Here is a 17,439-nt window from a genome sequence, read left to right as displayed (position 1 = left end):
TTCTTATATGATTAAAAAATGAATAAGAAAAAAAACAATAAATTCAATAAAATAACCATTCGATTATCTTCTCCAGAAATTATATTAAAGGAATCTCATGGAGAAGTACTCAAACCAGAAACAATTAATTATCGGACTCATAAACCAGAAAGAGATGGACTTTTTTGTGAACGAATTTTTGGTCCAGTCAAAGATTATGAATGTGCTTGTGGGAAATATAAAAGAATTCGTTATAAAGGTATTGTTTGTGATCGATGTGGTGTTGAAGTTACTGAGAAAAAAGTCAGAAGAGAACGTATGGGGCATATAAGTCTCGTCGTTCCTGTTGTTCATATTTGGTGTTTTCGATCTTCTCCTAATAAAATTGGACATTTATTAGGTTTACCTTCTAAGAAACTTGATATGATAATTTATTATGAACGATATGTCGTTATTCAAGGAGGAGTAGGAATACGTACAGATGGATCTTCTTTCCATAAAGGAGATTTCCTTACCGAAGAAGAATATTTGCAGGTATTAAACAAACTCCCAAGAGGAAATCAACAATTAGAAGATTCGGATCCCAATAAATTTATTGCTAAAATGGGAGCAGAATGTATAGAGGATCTTTTAAATAAAATAAATTTAGATCTTTTGTCTATGAATTTAAGGAATCAGGCACATAATGAAACTTCAAAACAAAGGAGAACTGAAGCATTAAAACGTTTACAAGTTGTTGAATCCTTTAGAGAAGGAAAGAAAAATGGAGGAGATCCATCTTGGATGATTATTCATGTATTATCTGTGATTCCTCCTGAATTACGTCCTTTAGTTCCTTTGGATGGAGGTCGTTATGCCGCTTCAGATATGACCGATTTATATCGTCGTGTACTTATAAGAAATAATCGTTTAAAAAGACTTATAGAAATCAAAGCACCTGAAGTGATTTTACGAAATGAAAAAAGAATGCTTCAAGAAGCAGTTGATTCTCTTTTTGATAATTCAAGAAAAATTTCTGCTGTAAAATCAGAAGCAAATCGTCCTTTAAAATCTTTATCTGATGCATTAAAAGGAAAACAAGGTCGATTTAGACAGAATTTACTTGGAAAAAGAGTAGATTATTCTGCAAGATCAGTTATAGTAGTCGGTCCACATTTGAAGTTGCATGAATGTGGATTACCTAAAGATATGGCAGCAGAACTTTATAAACCCTTTATCATACGAAAATTGATTGAAAGAGGAATTGTAAAAACAGTAAAATCTTCTAAAAAAATTATTGATAAAAGAGATCCCATGATATGGGATATTTTAGAAAATGTTTTAAAAGGACATCCTATATTATTAAATAGAGCTCCTACATTGCATAGGTTAGGAATTCAAGCTTTTCAACCTAAATTAATAGAGGGAAAAGCAATTCAATTACATCCTTTAGTTTGTGCTGCTTTTAATGCTGATTTTGATGGCGATCAAATGGCTGTTCATTTACCATTATCTCATGGAGCAATATTAGAAGCTCAACTTTTGATGTTAGCTTCTCAAAACATATTAAATCCGGCGAATGGATCTCCTATTACAGTCCCTTCTCAAGATATGGTATTAGGATTATATTATATGACTAAACCTTTGTTATCAGATTCCACAAAGAAAGTAAAAGGTGAAGGTTTTATTTTTTATTCTCCAGAAGAGGTAGAAATTGCCTACAATCAAAATGTAGTAGATCTACATGCTTTAATTAAAGTTAAAGTCAATCTTCGTGAAAAAGAAAAATTTGTTAGTAAAATAATAGAAACAACTGTAGGCAGAGTATTGTTCAATCAAGTAGTTCCTAGAAAAGTAGGATTTATTAATGAATCTCTTACAAAAAAATCCCTTAGAGAAATTATAGGAAAAATATTACATCTTACAGATGTTCCTACTACTGCAAATTTTTTAGATGATATTAAGGAATTAGGTTTTTATAATGCATTCAAAGGAGGGTTGTCTTTTGGATTGGGAGATATTATTATTCCTGATAATAAAAAAAATATGGTTGAACATGCAATGAAACAAGTAGATAATGTAAAAATAAATTATAATATGGGATTAATCACAAATAATGAACGTTATAATCAAGTCATTGATATATGGTCCAATACCAATGCTATGCTTACAGAAAAAGTCATGAAATATATGCGTGAAGATAGACAAGGATTTAATTCTGTATATATGATGTTAGATTCTGGAGCAAGAGGTTCTAAAGAACAAATACGTCAACTTTCAGGAATGCGTGGATTAATGGCTAAACCTCAAAAGGCAGGATCTTCTGGAGGAGAGATTATTGAAAATCCTATTTTATCCAATTTTAGAGAAGGATTATCAATTTTAGAATATTTTATATCTACTCATGGAGCTAGAAAAGGATTAGCAGATACTGCATTAAAAACAGCAGATGCTGGATATCTTACAAGACGTTTGGTTGATGCAGCTCAAGACGTTATTATCAAGATGGAAGATTGTCAAACTTTACGTGGATTAGAAATTTCAGCATTGAAAAAAAATGAAGAAATAGTGGAAACTTTATTTGATAGAATTTTAGGACGTATATCTTTAAATGATATTTATAAAGATAATCAATTAATAATTTCTTCAGGTGAAATGATTGACGAACAAATAGCAGAAATTATTGATCAATCTGGTATTGAAACGGTAGAAGTAAGATCTCCTTTAACTTGTGAAGCTAAAATGGGAATTTGTTCTAAATGTTATGGTCGTAATTTATCTACAGGAAAAATTATTCAAAAAGGAGAAGCAGTAGGAGTTATTGCTGCACAATCAATTGGAGAACCTGGAACTCAATTAACTTTACGAACTTTTCATGTTGGAGGAACGGCTGGAAATATTACAGAATCTTCACAAATAAAAGCAAAACATGACGGAATTATAGAATTTGAAGATTTAAAATTAGTGAAAATAAAACAAAATTATGATCATATAGGAATAGTGGTTTCTCGAACTACAGAAATGAAACTTTTTAATCTAAAAAAATCATCAGTTCTAATGATGAATAATATTCCTTATGGAGCCTATTTATATGTAAAACATGGAGATAAATTGAAAACAGGAGATATAATTTGCAAATGGGATTTATATAATGCAGTTATTGTTGCAGAATTTTCTGGCATAATATCTTATCAACATTTAGAACAAGGTGTAACTTTTCAAGTAGAAATAGATGAACAAACTGGATTTCAAGAAAAAGTAATTACAGAAGTTAGAAACAAAAATTTGATACCAACATTAAAAATTGTTAATGACAAAAATGAAGAATTAAAAGTATATAATCTACCGGTAGGAGCTCATTTAATGGTAGAAGATGAAGAAAAAATAAATGTAGGAAAAATATTAGTAAAAGTACCAAGAAGAACAGCTAAATCAGGAGATATTACAGGAGGATTACCTCGTTTATCTGAATTATTTGAAGCACGTAATCCATCTAATCCAGCTATAGTATCGGAAATAGATGGAATAGTGAGTCATGGTAAAATAAAAAGAGGGCATAGGGAAATTATTGTAGAGTCTAAAACAGGAGAAATTAGAAAATATTTAGTCAAATTATCCAATCAAATACTTGTGCAAGAAAACGATTATGTAAAAGCAGGAATGCCATTATCAGATGGAGCTATTACACCTAATGATATTTTAAATATAAGAGGCCCTAGAGCCGTTCAAGAATATTTAATCAAAGAAATACAAGATGTATATCGTTTGCAAGGTGTAAAAATTAATGATAAACATTTTGAAGTCATTGTTTTACAAATGATGAGAAAGGTAGAAGTTATAGATGTAGGCGATACTAAATTTTTGGAAGGAAATATAGAATATAAAGATGACTTTATAGAAGAAAATGATAGAATTTCTCAAATGAAAGTAGTTGAAAATTCTGGAGATTCTGAAATCTTTAAAAATGGAGATATTATTAGCTATAGAAATTTAAGAAATGAAAATGCAGTTTTAAAATATAAAAATAAAAAATTAGTCAAAACTAGAAATGCAATTTTTGCCACGGCAAGACCTATATTACAAGGGATAACAAGAGCGGCATTACAAACAAAATCTTTTATATCCGCCGCTTCATTTCAAGAAACAACAAAAGTTTTAAGCGAAGCTGCTATAAGTAGTAAAATTGATTATTTACATGGATTAAAGGAAAATGTTATTGTAGGACATAAAATACCCGCAGGGACTGGATTAAGAGAATATGAAAACATTTTTCCGGATATTTTATATGAAGCTGAAAATTAGTTTATAAGTTATATTTTTCCCATTGGTTTTTTATAGATACTGTTTGATTAAAAACAATTTTTTCTTTATTGTGAATCATCTCACTATCCACATAAAAATATCCAATTCTTTGGAATTGAAAATGATCTCCTTTTTTTGCTTCCTTTAAATAAGGCTCAGCATAACCTATAATTTGATTTTTTGATGTAGGATTGATATGTTTATCAAAATTAATATCATCTGTATTTTTTTTAAAAAAAAGAGAATTGTATAAATTAATCTTTATAGGAAAAAAATGTTTTATAGAGACCCAATGTAAAGTACTTTTTACTCTTCTTTTTTCTTGAGTTTTATTTCTTTTTCCAGACTTGCTTTTGGGATCATAAGTACAATGTATTTCTTTTATTTTTCCTTCAGAATTTTTTCTTATATAATTTGCTTTTATGATATAAGCATTTTTAAGTCGAACTTCTTTTCCAAGACATAGACGAAAAAAATTTTTCTTTTCTTTTTCTAAAAAGTCATTTTCTTCAATATATATATATTTAGAAAAAGGAATTTTTCTATTTCCAAAATTAGAATCTTCTGGATTATTTTCTGCTTCCATCCATTCAGTTCTCGTATTTAAATAATTGTCTATGATTAATTTAATTGGATGTAATACAACCATAACCCTAGTAGCTATTTTATTTAAATGTTTTCTAATCCAAAATTCTAAAAAAGATATGTCTATAATATTATTTCTTTTTGTAATTCCTATTTTATGAATAAAATTTTTTAAAGCAATAGAAGTATATCCTTTACGACGTAATCCAGATATTGTGAAAATACGTGGGTCGTCCCAAGATTGAATAATTCCTTTTTTAATTAAATATTGAATTTTTCTTTTACTCGTTATAGTATGACTTAAATTTAATCTTGAGAATTCTATTTGTTTAGGCCTAATTTGATCATTATTATCAATATAAATATGATCTAAATACCAGTTATATAAAGGACGTCTATTTTCAAATTCTAATGAACATAAAGAATGAGATATTTGTTCTATATAATCACATAAACCATGTGTCCAATCATAAGTAGGATAAATACACCATTTATATCCAGTTCTATGATGTTTTTTTTGTAAAATTCTGTACATAATTGGATCTCGCATATTCATATTTGAAGAACTCATATTAATTTTAGCTCTTAAAACACAAGCCCCTTCTTTAAAGGATCCATTTTTCATTTTTTCGAATAAAAACAAATTTTCTTCTATAGATCTATTTCTATAATCACTATTAATTCCAATTTCAAAAGGATTTTTCCTTTGAAATTGGATAATATTTTGAGATTGATCATCTACATAAGCTTTATTCTTTTTAATTAACTTTATAGCCCATTTATAAAGTTGAGGAAAATAATCTGAAGCATAACTTTCCTGATCCCAATGAAATCCTAAAAAAAGAATGTCTTTTTTTATAGATTCTATAAAAGTTCTATTTTCTCCTATAGGATTAGTATCATCAAATCTTAAATTAATTGGAGATTTATATTTTATTCCTAACTCAAAATTTAAACATATAGCTTTTATATGTCCAATATGAAGAAACCCATTGGGTTCAGGAGGAAAACGAAATTTAATTTTTTTTATAGGAAGTCCATTTTTTATATCTTCTTCTATAATTTTTTCAATAAAATGTATATGTGATTTTATTACAATAATTACAAATTAGTTATGATACGAATATAATCAATTTTTTGAAAAAAATATATTTTTGCTATGTTATTTTTAATATATTAATATTTGAATTATACAGAAACAGTTCAATGGATTTTGAAACGTCTTCCAATCTATCAAGAAATAGGATTGAGATCGTATAAACCAGGTTTGAAGAGAATACATAATTTTTGTTCTTATTTAGGAAATCCACAAAATTTTTTTAAAACTATTCACGTAGGTGGAACAAATGGAAAAGGATCAACAGTTCACATGTTATCTTCTATTTTACAAGAAGAAAAATATAATATTGGGCTATTTACTTCTCCTCATTTAATAGATTTTAGAGAAAGAATAACCTGGAATGGATTTTTGATAGAAAAAGAATTCATAATAGATTTTATAAATGAAAATAAAAAATTTATAGAACAAGAAAAAATTTCATTTTTTGAAATGAATACCGCTTTAGCTTTTCAATATTTTAAAGAAAAAAAGGTAAATATAGCAATTATTGAGGTAGGAATGGGAGGACGATTAGATTCTACAAATATAATAAATCCAGAAATATCTGTAATTACAAATATTAGTATAGATCATACAGAAACTCTTGGAAATAATCAATTTCAAATTGCTTTGGAAAAAGCTGGAATTATAAAAAAAAATGTATCAGTAATAATAGGAAGACAAATATCAAAAGACGTTCGATTTCTTTTTTTTAAAGAAGCTTTAAAAAAAAATGCTCCAATTTATATTTCTGTAAATACTACAAAAGATTTTCAATATAAAATACCTTTTAAAGCAGATTATCAAAATTTCAATCGAAGCGTAGTATTAAAAATTGTCAATATTTTGCATCACAGAAAAAATATTATTATCTCTAATCGATCTATTAAAAAAGGATTAAAAAATGTAATTAAAAATACTAAATTTAAAGGAAGATGGCACATTTTACAAAAAGAAAATCCAAAAATTATTTGTGATATTGCTCATAATGAAGGAGGGGTATATGCAATCAATCAACAGTTAAAAAAAGAATCATATAAAAAACTACACCTAGTTTTAGGTTTTGTAAAAGAAAAAAAAGTAGATAATTTATTAAAATATTTTCCCATTGAATCTTTTTATTATTTTTGTCAACCTGATATAGATAGAAAATATTCTATTCATGATTTAACTATGTTGGTTAATAAAATATTTAAAAATTGTGATAAAATAAATTTTTTTACTTCTGTGAAAACAGCTTTTTTGTCTGCTAAAAAAAAAGCCAATAAAAATGATTTAATTTTAATCAGTGGAAGTACGTTTGTTGTATCTGAAATTTTGTTATATTATAAATAATTTATTCTTACATTTGAATAAATACGAAGAACAGATAGGGCAATTAGCTCAGTTTGGTTTAGAGCATCTGTTTTACAAGCAGGAGGTCACTGGTTCGAATCCAGTATTGCCCATTATTTTTAAAATAAAATTTAATATTTTATCTTTTTCTTTTGGATGAAACCATATAATTGACGGATCTTTCCTATACCAGGTAAACTGTTTTTTTGCATATCTTCTGGTGTTTTTTTTTATTTCTTCTATACTTTCATTTAAATCATTTTTTTCTTTAGAAAAAAAATCAAATATTTCTTTATATCCTATAGTTTTTAAACTATTTAAATTTCTATAATGATAATAGAGTTTTGCTTCATCTAACAAACCTATTTTCATCATGTAATCTACTCTATCATTTATTCTGGAATAAATTTCATATCTTGGAATTGTTAATCCTATTTTTAAAATTATAAAATTTCTTTTTTTTTTATGTGTGTAAAAAAAAGAAGGATTTTTTCCTGTAGATCTAAATATTTCTAAGTATCGAATTAAACGTCTAGGATTATCAATATCTATTGATTCATTTTTTTTTTGAATTTTGAGAAATTCTTTTTGTAAAAAGGAAATTCCATTTTTTTTAAAATAATAAATCAAACGATTTCTAACATTAGAATTGATTTTAGGAAATTCAGATAATCCTTCTGTTACTGCTTTTTCATATAAACTAGATCCTCCTACCATAATTAATATGGAATGTTTAGTAAATAACTCTGAAATCTTATTCAAAGAATCTATTTCAAATAATTTGGCATTATAAGTATGATGAATACTCAAATGTCCAATAAAATGATGAGGAACACTATATAGTTCTTTTGTAGTTGGCATAGAAGTTCCTATTTTTAATTCTTTATAAAATTGTCTAGAATCACTGGATAAAATTTCAGTTTTAAATTTTTCAGCTAAAAATAAGGAAAGATTAGTTTTTCCTACACAGGTTGGGCCTAAAATAAAAATAAGATATTTTTGATTCAATTTATAATTGAAGAATATTTAGATAATTTAGTATACATCCAATAATCGGCTAAAACTAAAGCTGTCATAGATTCAACAATAGGAATTGCACGAGGCAATACACAAGGATCATGTCTTCCTTTTCCTTCCATAAGAACAAAATTTCCATGTTTATCTATAGTTTTTTGTTTTTTCATTATTGTTGCTACAGGTTTAAATGCAATTCTAAAATAAATATCCATTCCATTTGAAATACCTCCTTGTATCCCTCCAGATAAATTTGTTTTAGTTTTTTCATCTTTTTGAAATAAATCATTGTGTTGAGAACCAGTTAGTTTTGTTCCATCAAATCCACTCCCATATTCAAAACCTTTTACAGCATTAATTGAAAGCATCGCTTTTCCCAATTCAGCATGCAATTTGTCAAAAACAGGTTCTCCAATTCCTATTGGAATATTTTTTATCACACAAGTGATTATTCCTCCTATTGTATCTCCTTGACTTTTTGTTTTTTTTATTTTAGATATCATTTTTTCTGCAGTGTCTGGATCAGGACATCTTATCGAATTTTTTTCTATTGATTCTCTGGATAAATCTAGTTCTTGATAAGATTTATTTATGGATATATCTCCTACAGAAGAAACATAAGATGTAATTGTAATATTTTTGATTAATTGTTTAGCAATAGCCCCAGCTACTACTCGACATATTGTTTCTCTTGCAGAAGACCGCCCTCCTCCTCTGTAATCTCTTATTCCATATTTTTTTTCGTATGTCAAATCTGAATGTGATGGACGATAAACTTCTCGAATATGATCATAATCATATGACTGGTGATCTTTATTATAAATAATAAATCCAATGGGAGTTCCTGTCGTTTTATTATTAAAAATTCCGGATAAAAAATCAACTTTATCAGGTTCATTTCTTTGAGTGACAATAGATGATTGTCCTGGTTTTCTTCTATTTAATTCATATTGAATTTCTTTAATATTTAATTTTATTCCTGCTGGACATCCATCAATCACTCCACCTAATGCTATTCCATGACTTTCTCCGAAAGTGCTAACTCTGAACAAATTTCCAAAAATATTTCCTGCCATAACAAAAAAAATTCAGTTTTTAATTTCTATCGAAAGGGGTCTTCCTAGATGACTTATTCTACTCATTCCTATTAATATTTTATCTCTATAACGTTTTTCCACTTCAAATAATGAAGAATTTGATAAAATTTCTATATGACCAATATTAATACGTGATTTATTAACAGCTTGATTGATTAAATTTATTAATCCTAATTTTGTCAGTTTATCTTTAGATCCGATATTTAAAAAAAGTTTTGAGAAAGATTCTTTCTTAAATTTTTTTGTTCTTAAAAAAATTCTTTTTTTATTTTGTGTTTTTTTATAAAAAATAGGATTTAAATCTTGAGAATTTTTATAAAAATTCATAAAATGATTGAATTTTATCCAGGAAAAACGTTTTATTAATTCTTTTTTATCAAAAAATTCTAATTTTTTTTGTATTTCAGGAAGGAATTTATTCATTATTTTTTCATCAACAATTACTTTTTTTATCTTTTCTACAAAAAAAAATAATTGTTTTTCGCATATTTCTTCTCCAGTAGGAACCATGATTCGGTCAAAATTTTTTCCAAGTTTTTTTTCAAATTCTCTTAAATTTTTAATTTCTTTGTATTGAATAATACAAACCGAAATTCCTGTATTTCCAGCTCTTCCAGTACGTCCACTTCTATGAACATAAATTTCACTTTCTTTTGGGAGATTATAATTAATAATATGAGTAATATTATTTACATCTAATCCACGAGCAGCAACATCTGTTGCTACAAGAAATTGCAAATTTTTGTTTCTAAATCTATTCATCACAGACTCGCGTTGTGTTTGCGAAAGATCTCCATGTAAAGCGTCTACGTTATAACCATCTTTTATTAAAGATTCGGCTATTTCTTTAGTTTCTTTTTTAGTATTGCAAAATATAATACCAAAAATATCAGGATTAATATCTACAATCCTTTTTAAGGTTAAATATTTTTTATTTAAATTTTCAATTATATAATAAACATGTTTTACATCATCTGAACCTATATTTTTTTTACCTGTAACAATTTCTACAGGATCTGTTAAATATTTATGAGCTATAACGTTTATATATCTAGACATTGTAGCCGAAAATAAGAGACTTTGTCTTTTTTTTGGTAATTTTTCTATTATAGAATCTAATTCATCTTTAAATCCCATATTTAGCATTTCATCGGCTTCATCAAGTACTAAACATTTAATTTTATCAAAAAATAATTTTTTTCTTTGGATTAAATCAATAATTCTTCCTGGAGTTCCAACTACGATATGAGTTTGTTTTTTCAAAGATTGAATTTGAGAATTAATGTTAGCACCTCCATATAATGAAACAATTTTTATCAATGATGAAAATTTTGAAAAACGACAAAGATCTCGTGTAATTTGTATACACAATTCTCTTGTAGGACACAAAATTAAAGATTGAGTAAAATTGGATTTAATATTTATTTGTTGAATAATGGGAAGACCAAAAGCTGCTGTTTTTCCTGTTCCAGTTTGAGCTAATGCTATAATATCTTTTTTTGAAGACAATAAAAAAGGAATTACTTTATCTTGTATCGGAGTTGGATACTTAAAACCAAGTTCTTCTATAGCTTGAATTATATTCTTGTTGAGAAGACCGTATTCTTGAAATGTTTTCATAAAAGAATGGTAAAAATACTATTAAAATTTTTAATATCCATATATTACATGACAAATATAGATATTTAATATGAATAGTATATTATTGAATATTAAATTATTGTACTTTTTTTGAGTAATTTTTGAATTATTGTTTTATATCTGATAAAAAGCAATATAGCAGATATAGTTAATCCTATACCTAATCCAATCCACACTCCTATTCCTCCCATTTTAATTGATAAAAACCATGCTGTAGGTATAGCAATTATACAATAAGAAAAAAAACTGATCCACATAGGAATATGAACGTCTTGTAATCCTCTTAATGCTCCAAGAATAATTCCTTGTAATCCATCAGATAATTGAAAAAAACTAGCAATCATAATCATTTTTTCTGCAAGTTTAATAACTTCATCATCATTTTTTATATAAATATAAGGAATATAACTTTTTAAGAAGAAAAATAAAAAACTGCAAATCAACATAAGAATTCCTCCCATAAAAAAAATAGATTTTCCTATTATTTTTAATTCTAAATAATTTTTTAGAGCGAATTGATTTCCTATCCTCACTGTAGCAGCCACAGATAAACCTGTACTTAAAAGAAAAGTAGAAGAAACTAAATTTAAAACTATTTGATGAGCCGCCAATACTTTAACTCCACATTTACCTGATATAAAAGAGGAAATGGCAAAAGCACACATTTCAAACAACATATGTAATCCAGACGGAATTCCTATTTTCAATATTTTTTTTATATATTTTTTATCAAAAAAAAAATATTTTAATTGATTGTAATAGTTATGTACTTTTTTATATTTATACAAAAAAATAAAAATACCTATCAGCATAAAAGTACGAGATATTAAAGTTGCATAAGCAACGCCAATAATCCCTAATTTCGAAAAACCACATTTTCCGTAAAGAAAAATATAATTTAGTATAATATTAATAAAAGCAGAAATCCAAGTTATAATTAAACTAGGAAGGACTAAAGATAATCCTTCTGAAAATTTTCTAAAAACTTCAAAAATCATCCAAGGAATAAGAGATATGGATACTATTTTCAAAAAATAAATTGTTTCATTTAGTATTTCTTTAGGTTGTTTTAAGTATGGAAAAATATAACAAAATATATGTATGAATCCATACATAAATATGGATAGAAAAAAATTTAAAATTAATCCATGGTGAAAAATAATAGCCCCTTTTTTATATTCTTGTTTTACATCTATTGATGCTATTAAAGAAGAAATTGCTGTAGATATTCCCAATCCAAAAATAATGACAATAAAAAAAACAGAATTAGCCAACGAAACTGAAGCTAAAGCTTTTTTTCCTAAAAAACCTACCATCATATTATCAGATAATCCTACACAGATTACACCTAATTGAGTAAAAAATATAGGAATAGCTAACAAAAAATTTTTTTTAATATGTTTTAAATATATTATGTTTTTTTTTATTTATTTTTTAATGATTTATTTTGATGAAAGGTAATTTAACCATCTTAATAGATATTTTCTTTTTTCTTATAATAATAAATACAGAATTTATTTCTTTTTGATTTTTAAAAAAATATCCTATCCCAATGCCTTTTTTTAGAACTGGAGAGAAGGAACCAGAAGTTACATAACCAATGGTTTTTTCATTTTCATCTACTAATAAATGTCCTTGTCTTGGAATTTTGTTTTTTTCTTCAACAAGAAAAGATATTAATCTTTTATATTTTCCTTCTTTTTTTTGTTTCTGTAATATTCTTTTTGCTATAAATTCTTTCTCAAATTTAATTATCCAAGATAAACCAGCTTCTACAGGGGTTATATTTTCAGATATATCTTGTCCATATAATCTGTATCCCATTTCTAACCTTAATGAATTTCTACTTGCTATTCCACAAGGAATTATTTTTTTTATTTTTAAAACATCATTCCATATTTTTTTTACATTTTCATTGGAAACATAAATTTCTACCCCTTTAGATCCTGTGTATCCTGTACGAGAAATTAATACATCTTTTATTCCTGAAAATTCGCCTATTTTAAAATGATAAAAACAAATTTCTTCTAATGAAATATTTGTAAACTTTTGAGCATAAAATAACGATAATGGTCCTTGAATAGCTAATAAAGAATACTTTCTAGAAGTATCTATCAATTCTATATTATGATATTTTTTATTAATATGATCATTTATCCATTTTTTATTTTTTTCTATATTAATAGAATTAACTATAATCAAAAATTTTTCTTTTGATATTTTATAAATAACTAAATCATCTATAATTCCTCCTTTATCATTAATTAAACAACTATATTGAGCTTGTCCTGTCTTTATTTTAGATAAATCATTTGTGGTTAAATATTGAATTAAATCTTCAGAGTGTTTTCCTTTTAATATAAATTTTCCCATATGACTTACATCAAAAATTCCAGCATAATTTCTTACATGCATATGTTCTATTAAAGAAGAAGTATATTGAAGTGGCATATAAAATCCGGAATAGTTAACCATTTTTGCTCCTAAATTGACATGATTGTCATATAAAATTGTTTTTATAATATTTTTATTATTTTCCATCATATTCAACAAAATTATTTTCCGTTTCGTATAATGTTATTTTTAAATGAAAATCTGAAGGTATTTTTTTATTTATTTTATTCCACATGAAAATAACTACATTTTCTATAGTTGGATTGATCGATGAAAATTCTTTGATGTCTAAATTAATGTTTTTATGATCAAAAATTTTCTCTATTTCTTCATAAAGAATATTTTTCAATTTTTGTAAATTGAAAACAAAACCTGTTTCCGCATCAATTTTTCCTGTGAGACTTACAATGTATTGATAATTATGTCCATGATAATTTAAATGTGAACATTTTCCAAATATTTCAATATTTTTTTGATTATCCCAATGATTATTGTAAAGTCTGTGTGATGCACTAAAATATCCTTTTCTGCTTATGGTAGCTATCATATTTAAATATATTTTAATTGATTTAAATAATTTTGAACAATAATTTTTAACCAAATGGTATAAGAATCTGGATAAGCATGGATATTTTCAATTAATTTTTTTAATGATATCCATTTCCAATTATCGACTTCTTTAAAATTTATAGTTGGAGATTTTTCATAATATCCGACAAAAACATGATCTAATTCATTTTCTATTAATCCATTATTAAAACACTTATGGTAAGTGAAACTGAATCGTTGTTCTAAAAAACAATCAAAACCCATTTCTTCTATCAAGCAACGATGTGCTGCTTTTAAAACAGATTCGTTTTTTTTGGGATGACTGCAACAAGTATTGGTCCAAAGCAAGGAAGAATGATATTTTTTTGAAGATCTTTTTTGCAACATTAAATCATTTTTTAAATTAAAAATAAAAACAGAAACAGCACTATGTAATAGTCCTTCGATATGAATTTTTTCTTTTTTTTCAAATCCTATAATTTTATTTTCCATTCCAATTAAAGGAATAAGATTTTCATCGTTTTTATCGTATTGTTTTTTTTTTTTCATATTTTTCGTATTTGTATTCTTTTTAAGAAATAGATAAAATAATTATTATGTAATAATGTAAATTGATTGACATAATGAATTTCACATTGTTGATTTTTATATTATGTTATGAAACATATTCAAGAATTATTAAATGAACTAAACGATTTAAAAAAAAATACATTGATAAACATGATGAAGATTCAATTTATTTTTTTATCTCCTAAATTGGATACTTTGATAGCAAAAATGCCTATAGATCATAAAATGTTTCAGCCATTTGGATATCTACATGGAGGAGCGACTATGATTTTAGCTGAAAGTGTTGGAAGTTCTATTTCTTTTATCAATATAAAAAACGAAAAAAAAGATAATTTTAATGTTTTTAGTATTGAAATTTCTGCCAATCATGTTCGATCTACAAAAAAAGGAATTTTGTTTGCCAAAGCTAAAATTTTTCATAAAGGAAATTCTTTACATTTTGTCAAAGTTAATATTTATAATGAAAAAAAAACCATTATTAGCTTTTGTAAGCTAACTAATATTATAATTACCAAAAAATAAATATGTCAGTAAAAATCAGTGTTTTTTCTTTGTATAAAAAAATTATTAAAAATTATTTTAACCATAATAATTTTGTTATTTTCAGAAAACCTTATGATAAAAAAATATTTTTTTATTCTCATTATGATTCTATATATAGAAATGGAAAATTTTTTTTAATTAAAAATTTTAATTACGATTATACCATAAAAATATACCCCAAAAAAGTTTATTGTGTGGATATTCATAAATATTTTCACAAAAAAGAGAATATTTTTTCATCTTTTTGGGAACAAAATTCTTCCTTTTTAACTTTAACATATTCTTGCGAATATAAAAATTTAATAAAAAAAGCCGTTCAAAATATAAAAAAAGGATTTTTCAAAAAAGTTGTTTTATCCAGATTTATTAAAATACCTTTTCGTCATTTTTATTTTAAAAATACATTTATAAAATTAATCTATACGTATCCTAATGCTTTAATTAGTCTTTGGTATGATTTTCATCATGGATTTTGGATAGGATGTACTCCTGAATTATTAATGAAATGTTATAATAAACAATTAAAAATTCCAGCTTTAGCAGGAACAATTTGGGGATCTAATAAATGGACAAAAAAAGAAATAGAAGAGCATAAAATTGTAGTAAGATATATTATTCATTTATTAAAATCTTATAAAGGATATATTTATATAAAAAAAACTAAAATCATAAAAGTAGGGCATTTAAAACATTTAGAAACTCCAATTTTTTTTTCTTTTTATAATAATCCTAATTATTATGAAATATTAAATCGTTTATATCCAACTCCTTCTATATGTGGATTTCCAAAAATCAAATCTTTAGATTTTATTCATAAATATGAAGGATACAAAAGAAATTTTTATACAGGATACATTGGAATCGTTCATAAAAATAATATGGAATTATATCTTAATTTAAGATGTGTAAGAATAAAAGAAGACCAAAAAGAAATGACTTTATATGCTGGCAGCGGAATTACTATGGATAGTAATATCCATCAAGAGTATATGGAAACAGAAAATAAAATGAAAAATATTCTTTCTCAACTTATTTTCAAATAATTTTTTTTTTTCTATGAAATGGTCTTATAATTAGACGTACACTTTTATGATAATGAAAGTATTGAATAATCCAATTTGTTAAAGCTATTACTCTATTTCTAAAACCAACTAAGCTGACTAAATGAACAAACATCCATACAATCCACGCCAAAAAACCTTTTAGTTTTAAATAAGGGAAATCACACACGGCTTTATTTCTACCTATGGTTGCCATAGAACCCAAATTTTTGTAAACAAAAGGTTTCATTTTTGAGTTATCTAAAAATAAAAAATAATTTAAGTTTTTAGCTAAATAATTACCTTGTTGTATAGCAGGTTGAGCTGTCATAGGATGACCATTTGGATAATGTTTATTATCATTCATATAAGCTACATCTCCAATCGCAAAAATATTTTTATATCTTATAGTCTTAAGATAATTATCTACTAAAATTCTATTTCCTTCTATATCTTCTTTTAAAAAACCTTTCATTATAGCGCCTTTAACTCCTGCTGCCCATATTACATTTGAAGATTCTATTTTTTGATTTTTTTCCATAAAAACTATTTCTCCATTATAATCTTTAACTAAACAATTAAGCCAAATAATAACACCCAATTTTTCCAAATTTTTGTAAGCTTGTTGAGCTGATTGTTTAGACATTCCATCTAATAATCTAGAAGTAGCTTGTAACAAATGAATATTCATATATTGAATGTCTAAATCAGGATAATCATGAGGTAAAACATATTTTTTCATTTCAGCTAAAGCTCCAGCTAATTCAACTCCAGTAGGTCCTCCACCTACAATAACGAAAGTCATAAGTCTTTCTTTTTTCTTCTTATTTTTTGTTAATAAAGCGGATTCAAAATCTTGTAAAATAAGACTTCTTAAATTTAAAGCTTCTGGAATAGATTTCATGGGTAAAGCAAAAGATTCTATGTTTTTATTTCCAAAATAATTGGTAACAGACCCTGTAGCCATAATTAAATAATCATAGGATAAATCTCCTACATTTGTATATACTTTTTGCTCCTTTGTGTTAATAGAATGGACAATAGCCAATCTAAAAAAGAAGTTTTTAGTTTTTCTAATAATATTTCTAATAGAATGTGCTATAGAATCTGGTTCTAATCCTGCTGTCGCTACTTGATATAATAAAGGTTGAAAAGTATGATAATTATTTTTATCTATAAGAACTACTTGAAATTTATCTCTTCTTAATTTTTTCGCTACTTGTAATCCAGCGAATCCAGAACCAATAATAACGACTCTTTTTAGATGGTTTACTCTTGGTATATTCATAGTCAGAGGTTTGACATATAAGCT

General features: G+C 25.7%; 13 protein-coding genes and 1 tRNA gene. 5 read left to right on the top strand and 9 right to left on the bottom strand.

Features of this window, described 5'->3' with window-relative positions:
• The first annotated feature begins 18 nt into the window (after positions 1-18).
• Positions 19-4,260: a DNA-directed RNA polymerase subunit beta' gene (rpoC, locus tag H0H66_RS02270; RefSeq protein ID WP_185857825.1), complete on the top strand. Its 4,242-nt coding sequence runs from the start codon at positions 19-21 to the stop codon at positions 4,258-4,260.
• A gap of 1 nt (position 4,261) precedes the next feature.
• Here rpoC and glnS read toward each other — a convergent pair whose 3' ends face one another.
• The gene (gene glnS / locus H0H66_RS02265) at positions 4,262-5,944 is read right to left on the bottom strand and encodes a glutamine--tRNA ligase (RefSeq protein WP_185858248.1); all 1,683 of its coding nucleotides are present in this window, start codon (positions 5,942-5,944) and stop codon (positions 4,262-4,264) included.
• An 84-nt stretch (positions 5,945-6,028) separates the two neighbouring features.
• Here glnS and H0H66_RS02260 point away from each other — a divergent pair, with 84 nt between their 5' ends.
• Positions 6,029-7,279 carry a bifunctional folylpolyglutamate synthase/dihydrofolate synthase gene (locus tag H0H66_RS02260; RefSeq protein ID WP_185857824.1) on the top strand — a complete coding sequence of 417 codons (1,251 nt, stop codon included), beginning with the start codon at positions 6,029-6,031 and terminating at the stop codon, positions 7,277-7,279.
• Between the two features lie 37 nt (positions 7,280-7,316).
• Positions 7,317-7,392: transfer RNA gene (locus tag H0H66_RS02255), tRNA-Val, on the top strand.
• On the opposite strand, the gene miaA is transcribed toward H0H66_RS02255, so the two are convergent.
• From miaA to idi, 7 genes are all read right to left on the bottom strand, one after another.
• Entirely contained in the window at positions 7,352-8,287 is a 936-nt protein-coding gene (gene miaA, locus H0H66_RS02250) for a tRNA (adenosine(37)-N6)-dimethylallyltransferase MiaA (protein WP_185858247.1), read from the bottom strand. The two genes, H0H66_RS02255 and miaA, sit on opposite strands and share 41 nt — an antisense overlap.
• Positions 8,284-9,369: a chorismate synthase gene (gene aroC / locus H0H66_RS02245; protein ID WP_185857823.1), complete on the bottom strand. Its 1,086-nt coding sequence runs from the start codon at positions 9,367-9,369 to the stop codon at positions 8,284-8,286. The genes miaA and aroC overlap by 4 nt, the downstream gene beginning before the upstream one ends.
• 12 nt (positions 9,370-9,381) lie before the next feature.
• Positions 9,382-11,010: a DEAD/DEAH box helicase gene (locus tag H0H66_RS02240; protein ID WP_185857822.1), complete on the bottom strand. Its 1,629-nt coding sequence runs from the start codon at positions 11,008-11,010 to the stop codon at positions 9,382-9,384.
• Positions 11,011-11,102: 92 nt separating this feature from the next.
• Positions 11,103-12,347 (bottom strand): MATE family efflux transporter, encoded by a 1,245-nt coding sequence (locus tag H0H66_RS02235; RefSeq protein WP_238785071.1) that lies wholly within the window; start codon positions 12,345-12,347, stop codon positions 11,103-11,105.
• Between the two features lie 118 nt (positions 12,348-12,465).
• Complete coding sequence (gcvT, locus tag H0H66_RS02230; protein WP_394366938.1) at positions 12,466-13,575, bottom strand: glycine cleavage system aminomethyltransferase GcvT; 1,110 nt, start codon at positions 13,573-13,575, stop codon at positions 12,466-12,468.
• Entirely contained in the window at positions 13,562-13,972 is a 411-nt protein-coding gene (locus H0H66_RS02225; RefSeq protein WP_185857820.1) for a 6-carboxytetrahydropterin synthase, read from the bottom strand. Before H0H66_RS02225 ends, gcvT begins: the two co-directional genes overlap by 14 nt.
• A 2-nt stretch (positions 13,973-13,974) precedes the next feature.
• Positions 13,975-14,523: an isopentenyl-diphosphate Delta-isomerase gene (gene idi, locus H0H66_RS02220; protein WP_185857819.1), complete on the bottom strand. Its 549-nt coding sequence runs from the start codon at positions 14,521-14,523 to the stop codon at positions 13,975-13,977.
• 108 nt (positions 14,524-14,631) lie between these two features.
• Between idi and H0H66_RS02215 the strand changes: the two genes are divergently transcribed.
• Both H0H66_RS02215 and H0H66_RS02210 read left to right on the top strand, forming a co-directional pair.
• Positions 14,632-15,066: a hotdog fold thioesterase gene (locus tag H0H66_RS02215; protein WP_185857818.1), complete on the top strand. Its 435-nt coding sequence runs from the start codon at positions 14,632-14,634 to the stop codon at positions 15,064-15,066.
• 2 nt (positions 15,067-15,068) lie between these two features.
• Positions 15,069-16,130, top strand: coding sequence for a chorismate-binding protein (locus H0H66_RS02210; protein ID WP_185857817.1), 1,062 nt, complete (start codon positions 15,069-15,071; stop codon positions 16,128-16,130).
• Here the strand turns inward: H0H66_RS02210 and H0H66_RS02205 are convergent.
• Positions 16,123-17,415, bottom strand: coding sequence for an NAD(P)/FAD-dependent oxidoreductase (locus tag H0H66_RS02205; RefSeq protein WP_185857816.1), 1,293 nt, complete (start codon positions 17,413-17,415; stop codon positions 16,123-16,125). The genes H0H66_RS02210 and H0H66_RS02205 overlap by 8 nt on opposite strands.
• Between the last annotated feature and the right edge of the window lie 24 nt (positions 17,416-17,439).

The sequence above is a fragment of the Blattabacterium cuenoti genome (assembly GCF_014251595.1).
Classification (GTDB): Bacteria; Bacteroidota; Bacteroidia; order Flavobacteriales; family Blattabacteriaceae; genus Blattabacterium; species Blattabacterium cuenoti_Q.
This window is presented reverse-complemented; position numbering and strand designations above follow the sequence as displayed.

What these genes read in the sequence shown, in the direction of transcription:
- aroC (WP_185857823.1), bottom strand. Translation starts at nt 9,369, where the DNA reads ATGGCAGGAAATATTTTTGGAAATTTGTTCAGAGTTAGCACTTTCGGA.
- gcvT (WP_394366938.1), bottom strand. Translation starts at nt 13,575, where the DNA reads ATGATGGAAAATAATAAAAATATTATAAAAACAATTTTATATGACAAT.
- idi (WP_185857819.1), bottom strand. Translation starts at nt 14,523, where the DNA reads ATGAAAAAAAAAAAACAATACGATAAAAACGATGAAAATCTTATTCCT.
- H0H66_RS02240 (WP_185857822.1), bottom strand. Translation starts at nt 11,010, where the DNA reads ATGAAAACATTTCAAGAATACGGTCTTCTCAACAAGAATATAATTCAA.
- H0H66_RS02235 (WP_238785071.1), bottom strand. Translation starts at nt 12,347, where the DNA reads ATGGTAGGTTTTTTAGGAAAAAAAGCTTTAGCTTCAGTTTCGTTGGCT.
- H0H66_RS02215 (WP_185857818.1), top strand. Translation starts at nt 14,632, where the DNA reads ATGAAACATATTCAAGAATTATTAAATGAACTAAACGATTTAAAAAAA.
- H0H66_RS02225 (WP_185857820.1), bottom strand. Translation starts at nt 13,972, where the DNA reads ATGATAGCTACCATAAGCAGAAAAGGATATTTTAGTGCATCACACAGA.
- H0H66_RS02210 (WP_185857817.1), top strand. Translation starts at nt 15,069, where the DNA reads ATGTCAGTAAAAATCAGTGTTTTTTCTTTGTATAAAAAAATTATTAAA.
- rpoC (WP_185857825.1), top strand. Translation starts at nt 19, where the DNA reads ATGAATAAGAAAAAAAACAATAAATTCAATAAAATAACCATTCGATTA.
- H0H66_RS02205 (WP_185857816.1), bottom strand. Translation starts at nt 17,415, where the DNA reads ATGAATATACCAAGAGTAAACCATCTAAAAAGAGTCGTTATTATTGGT.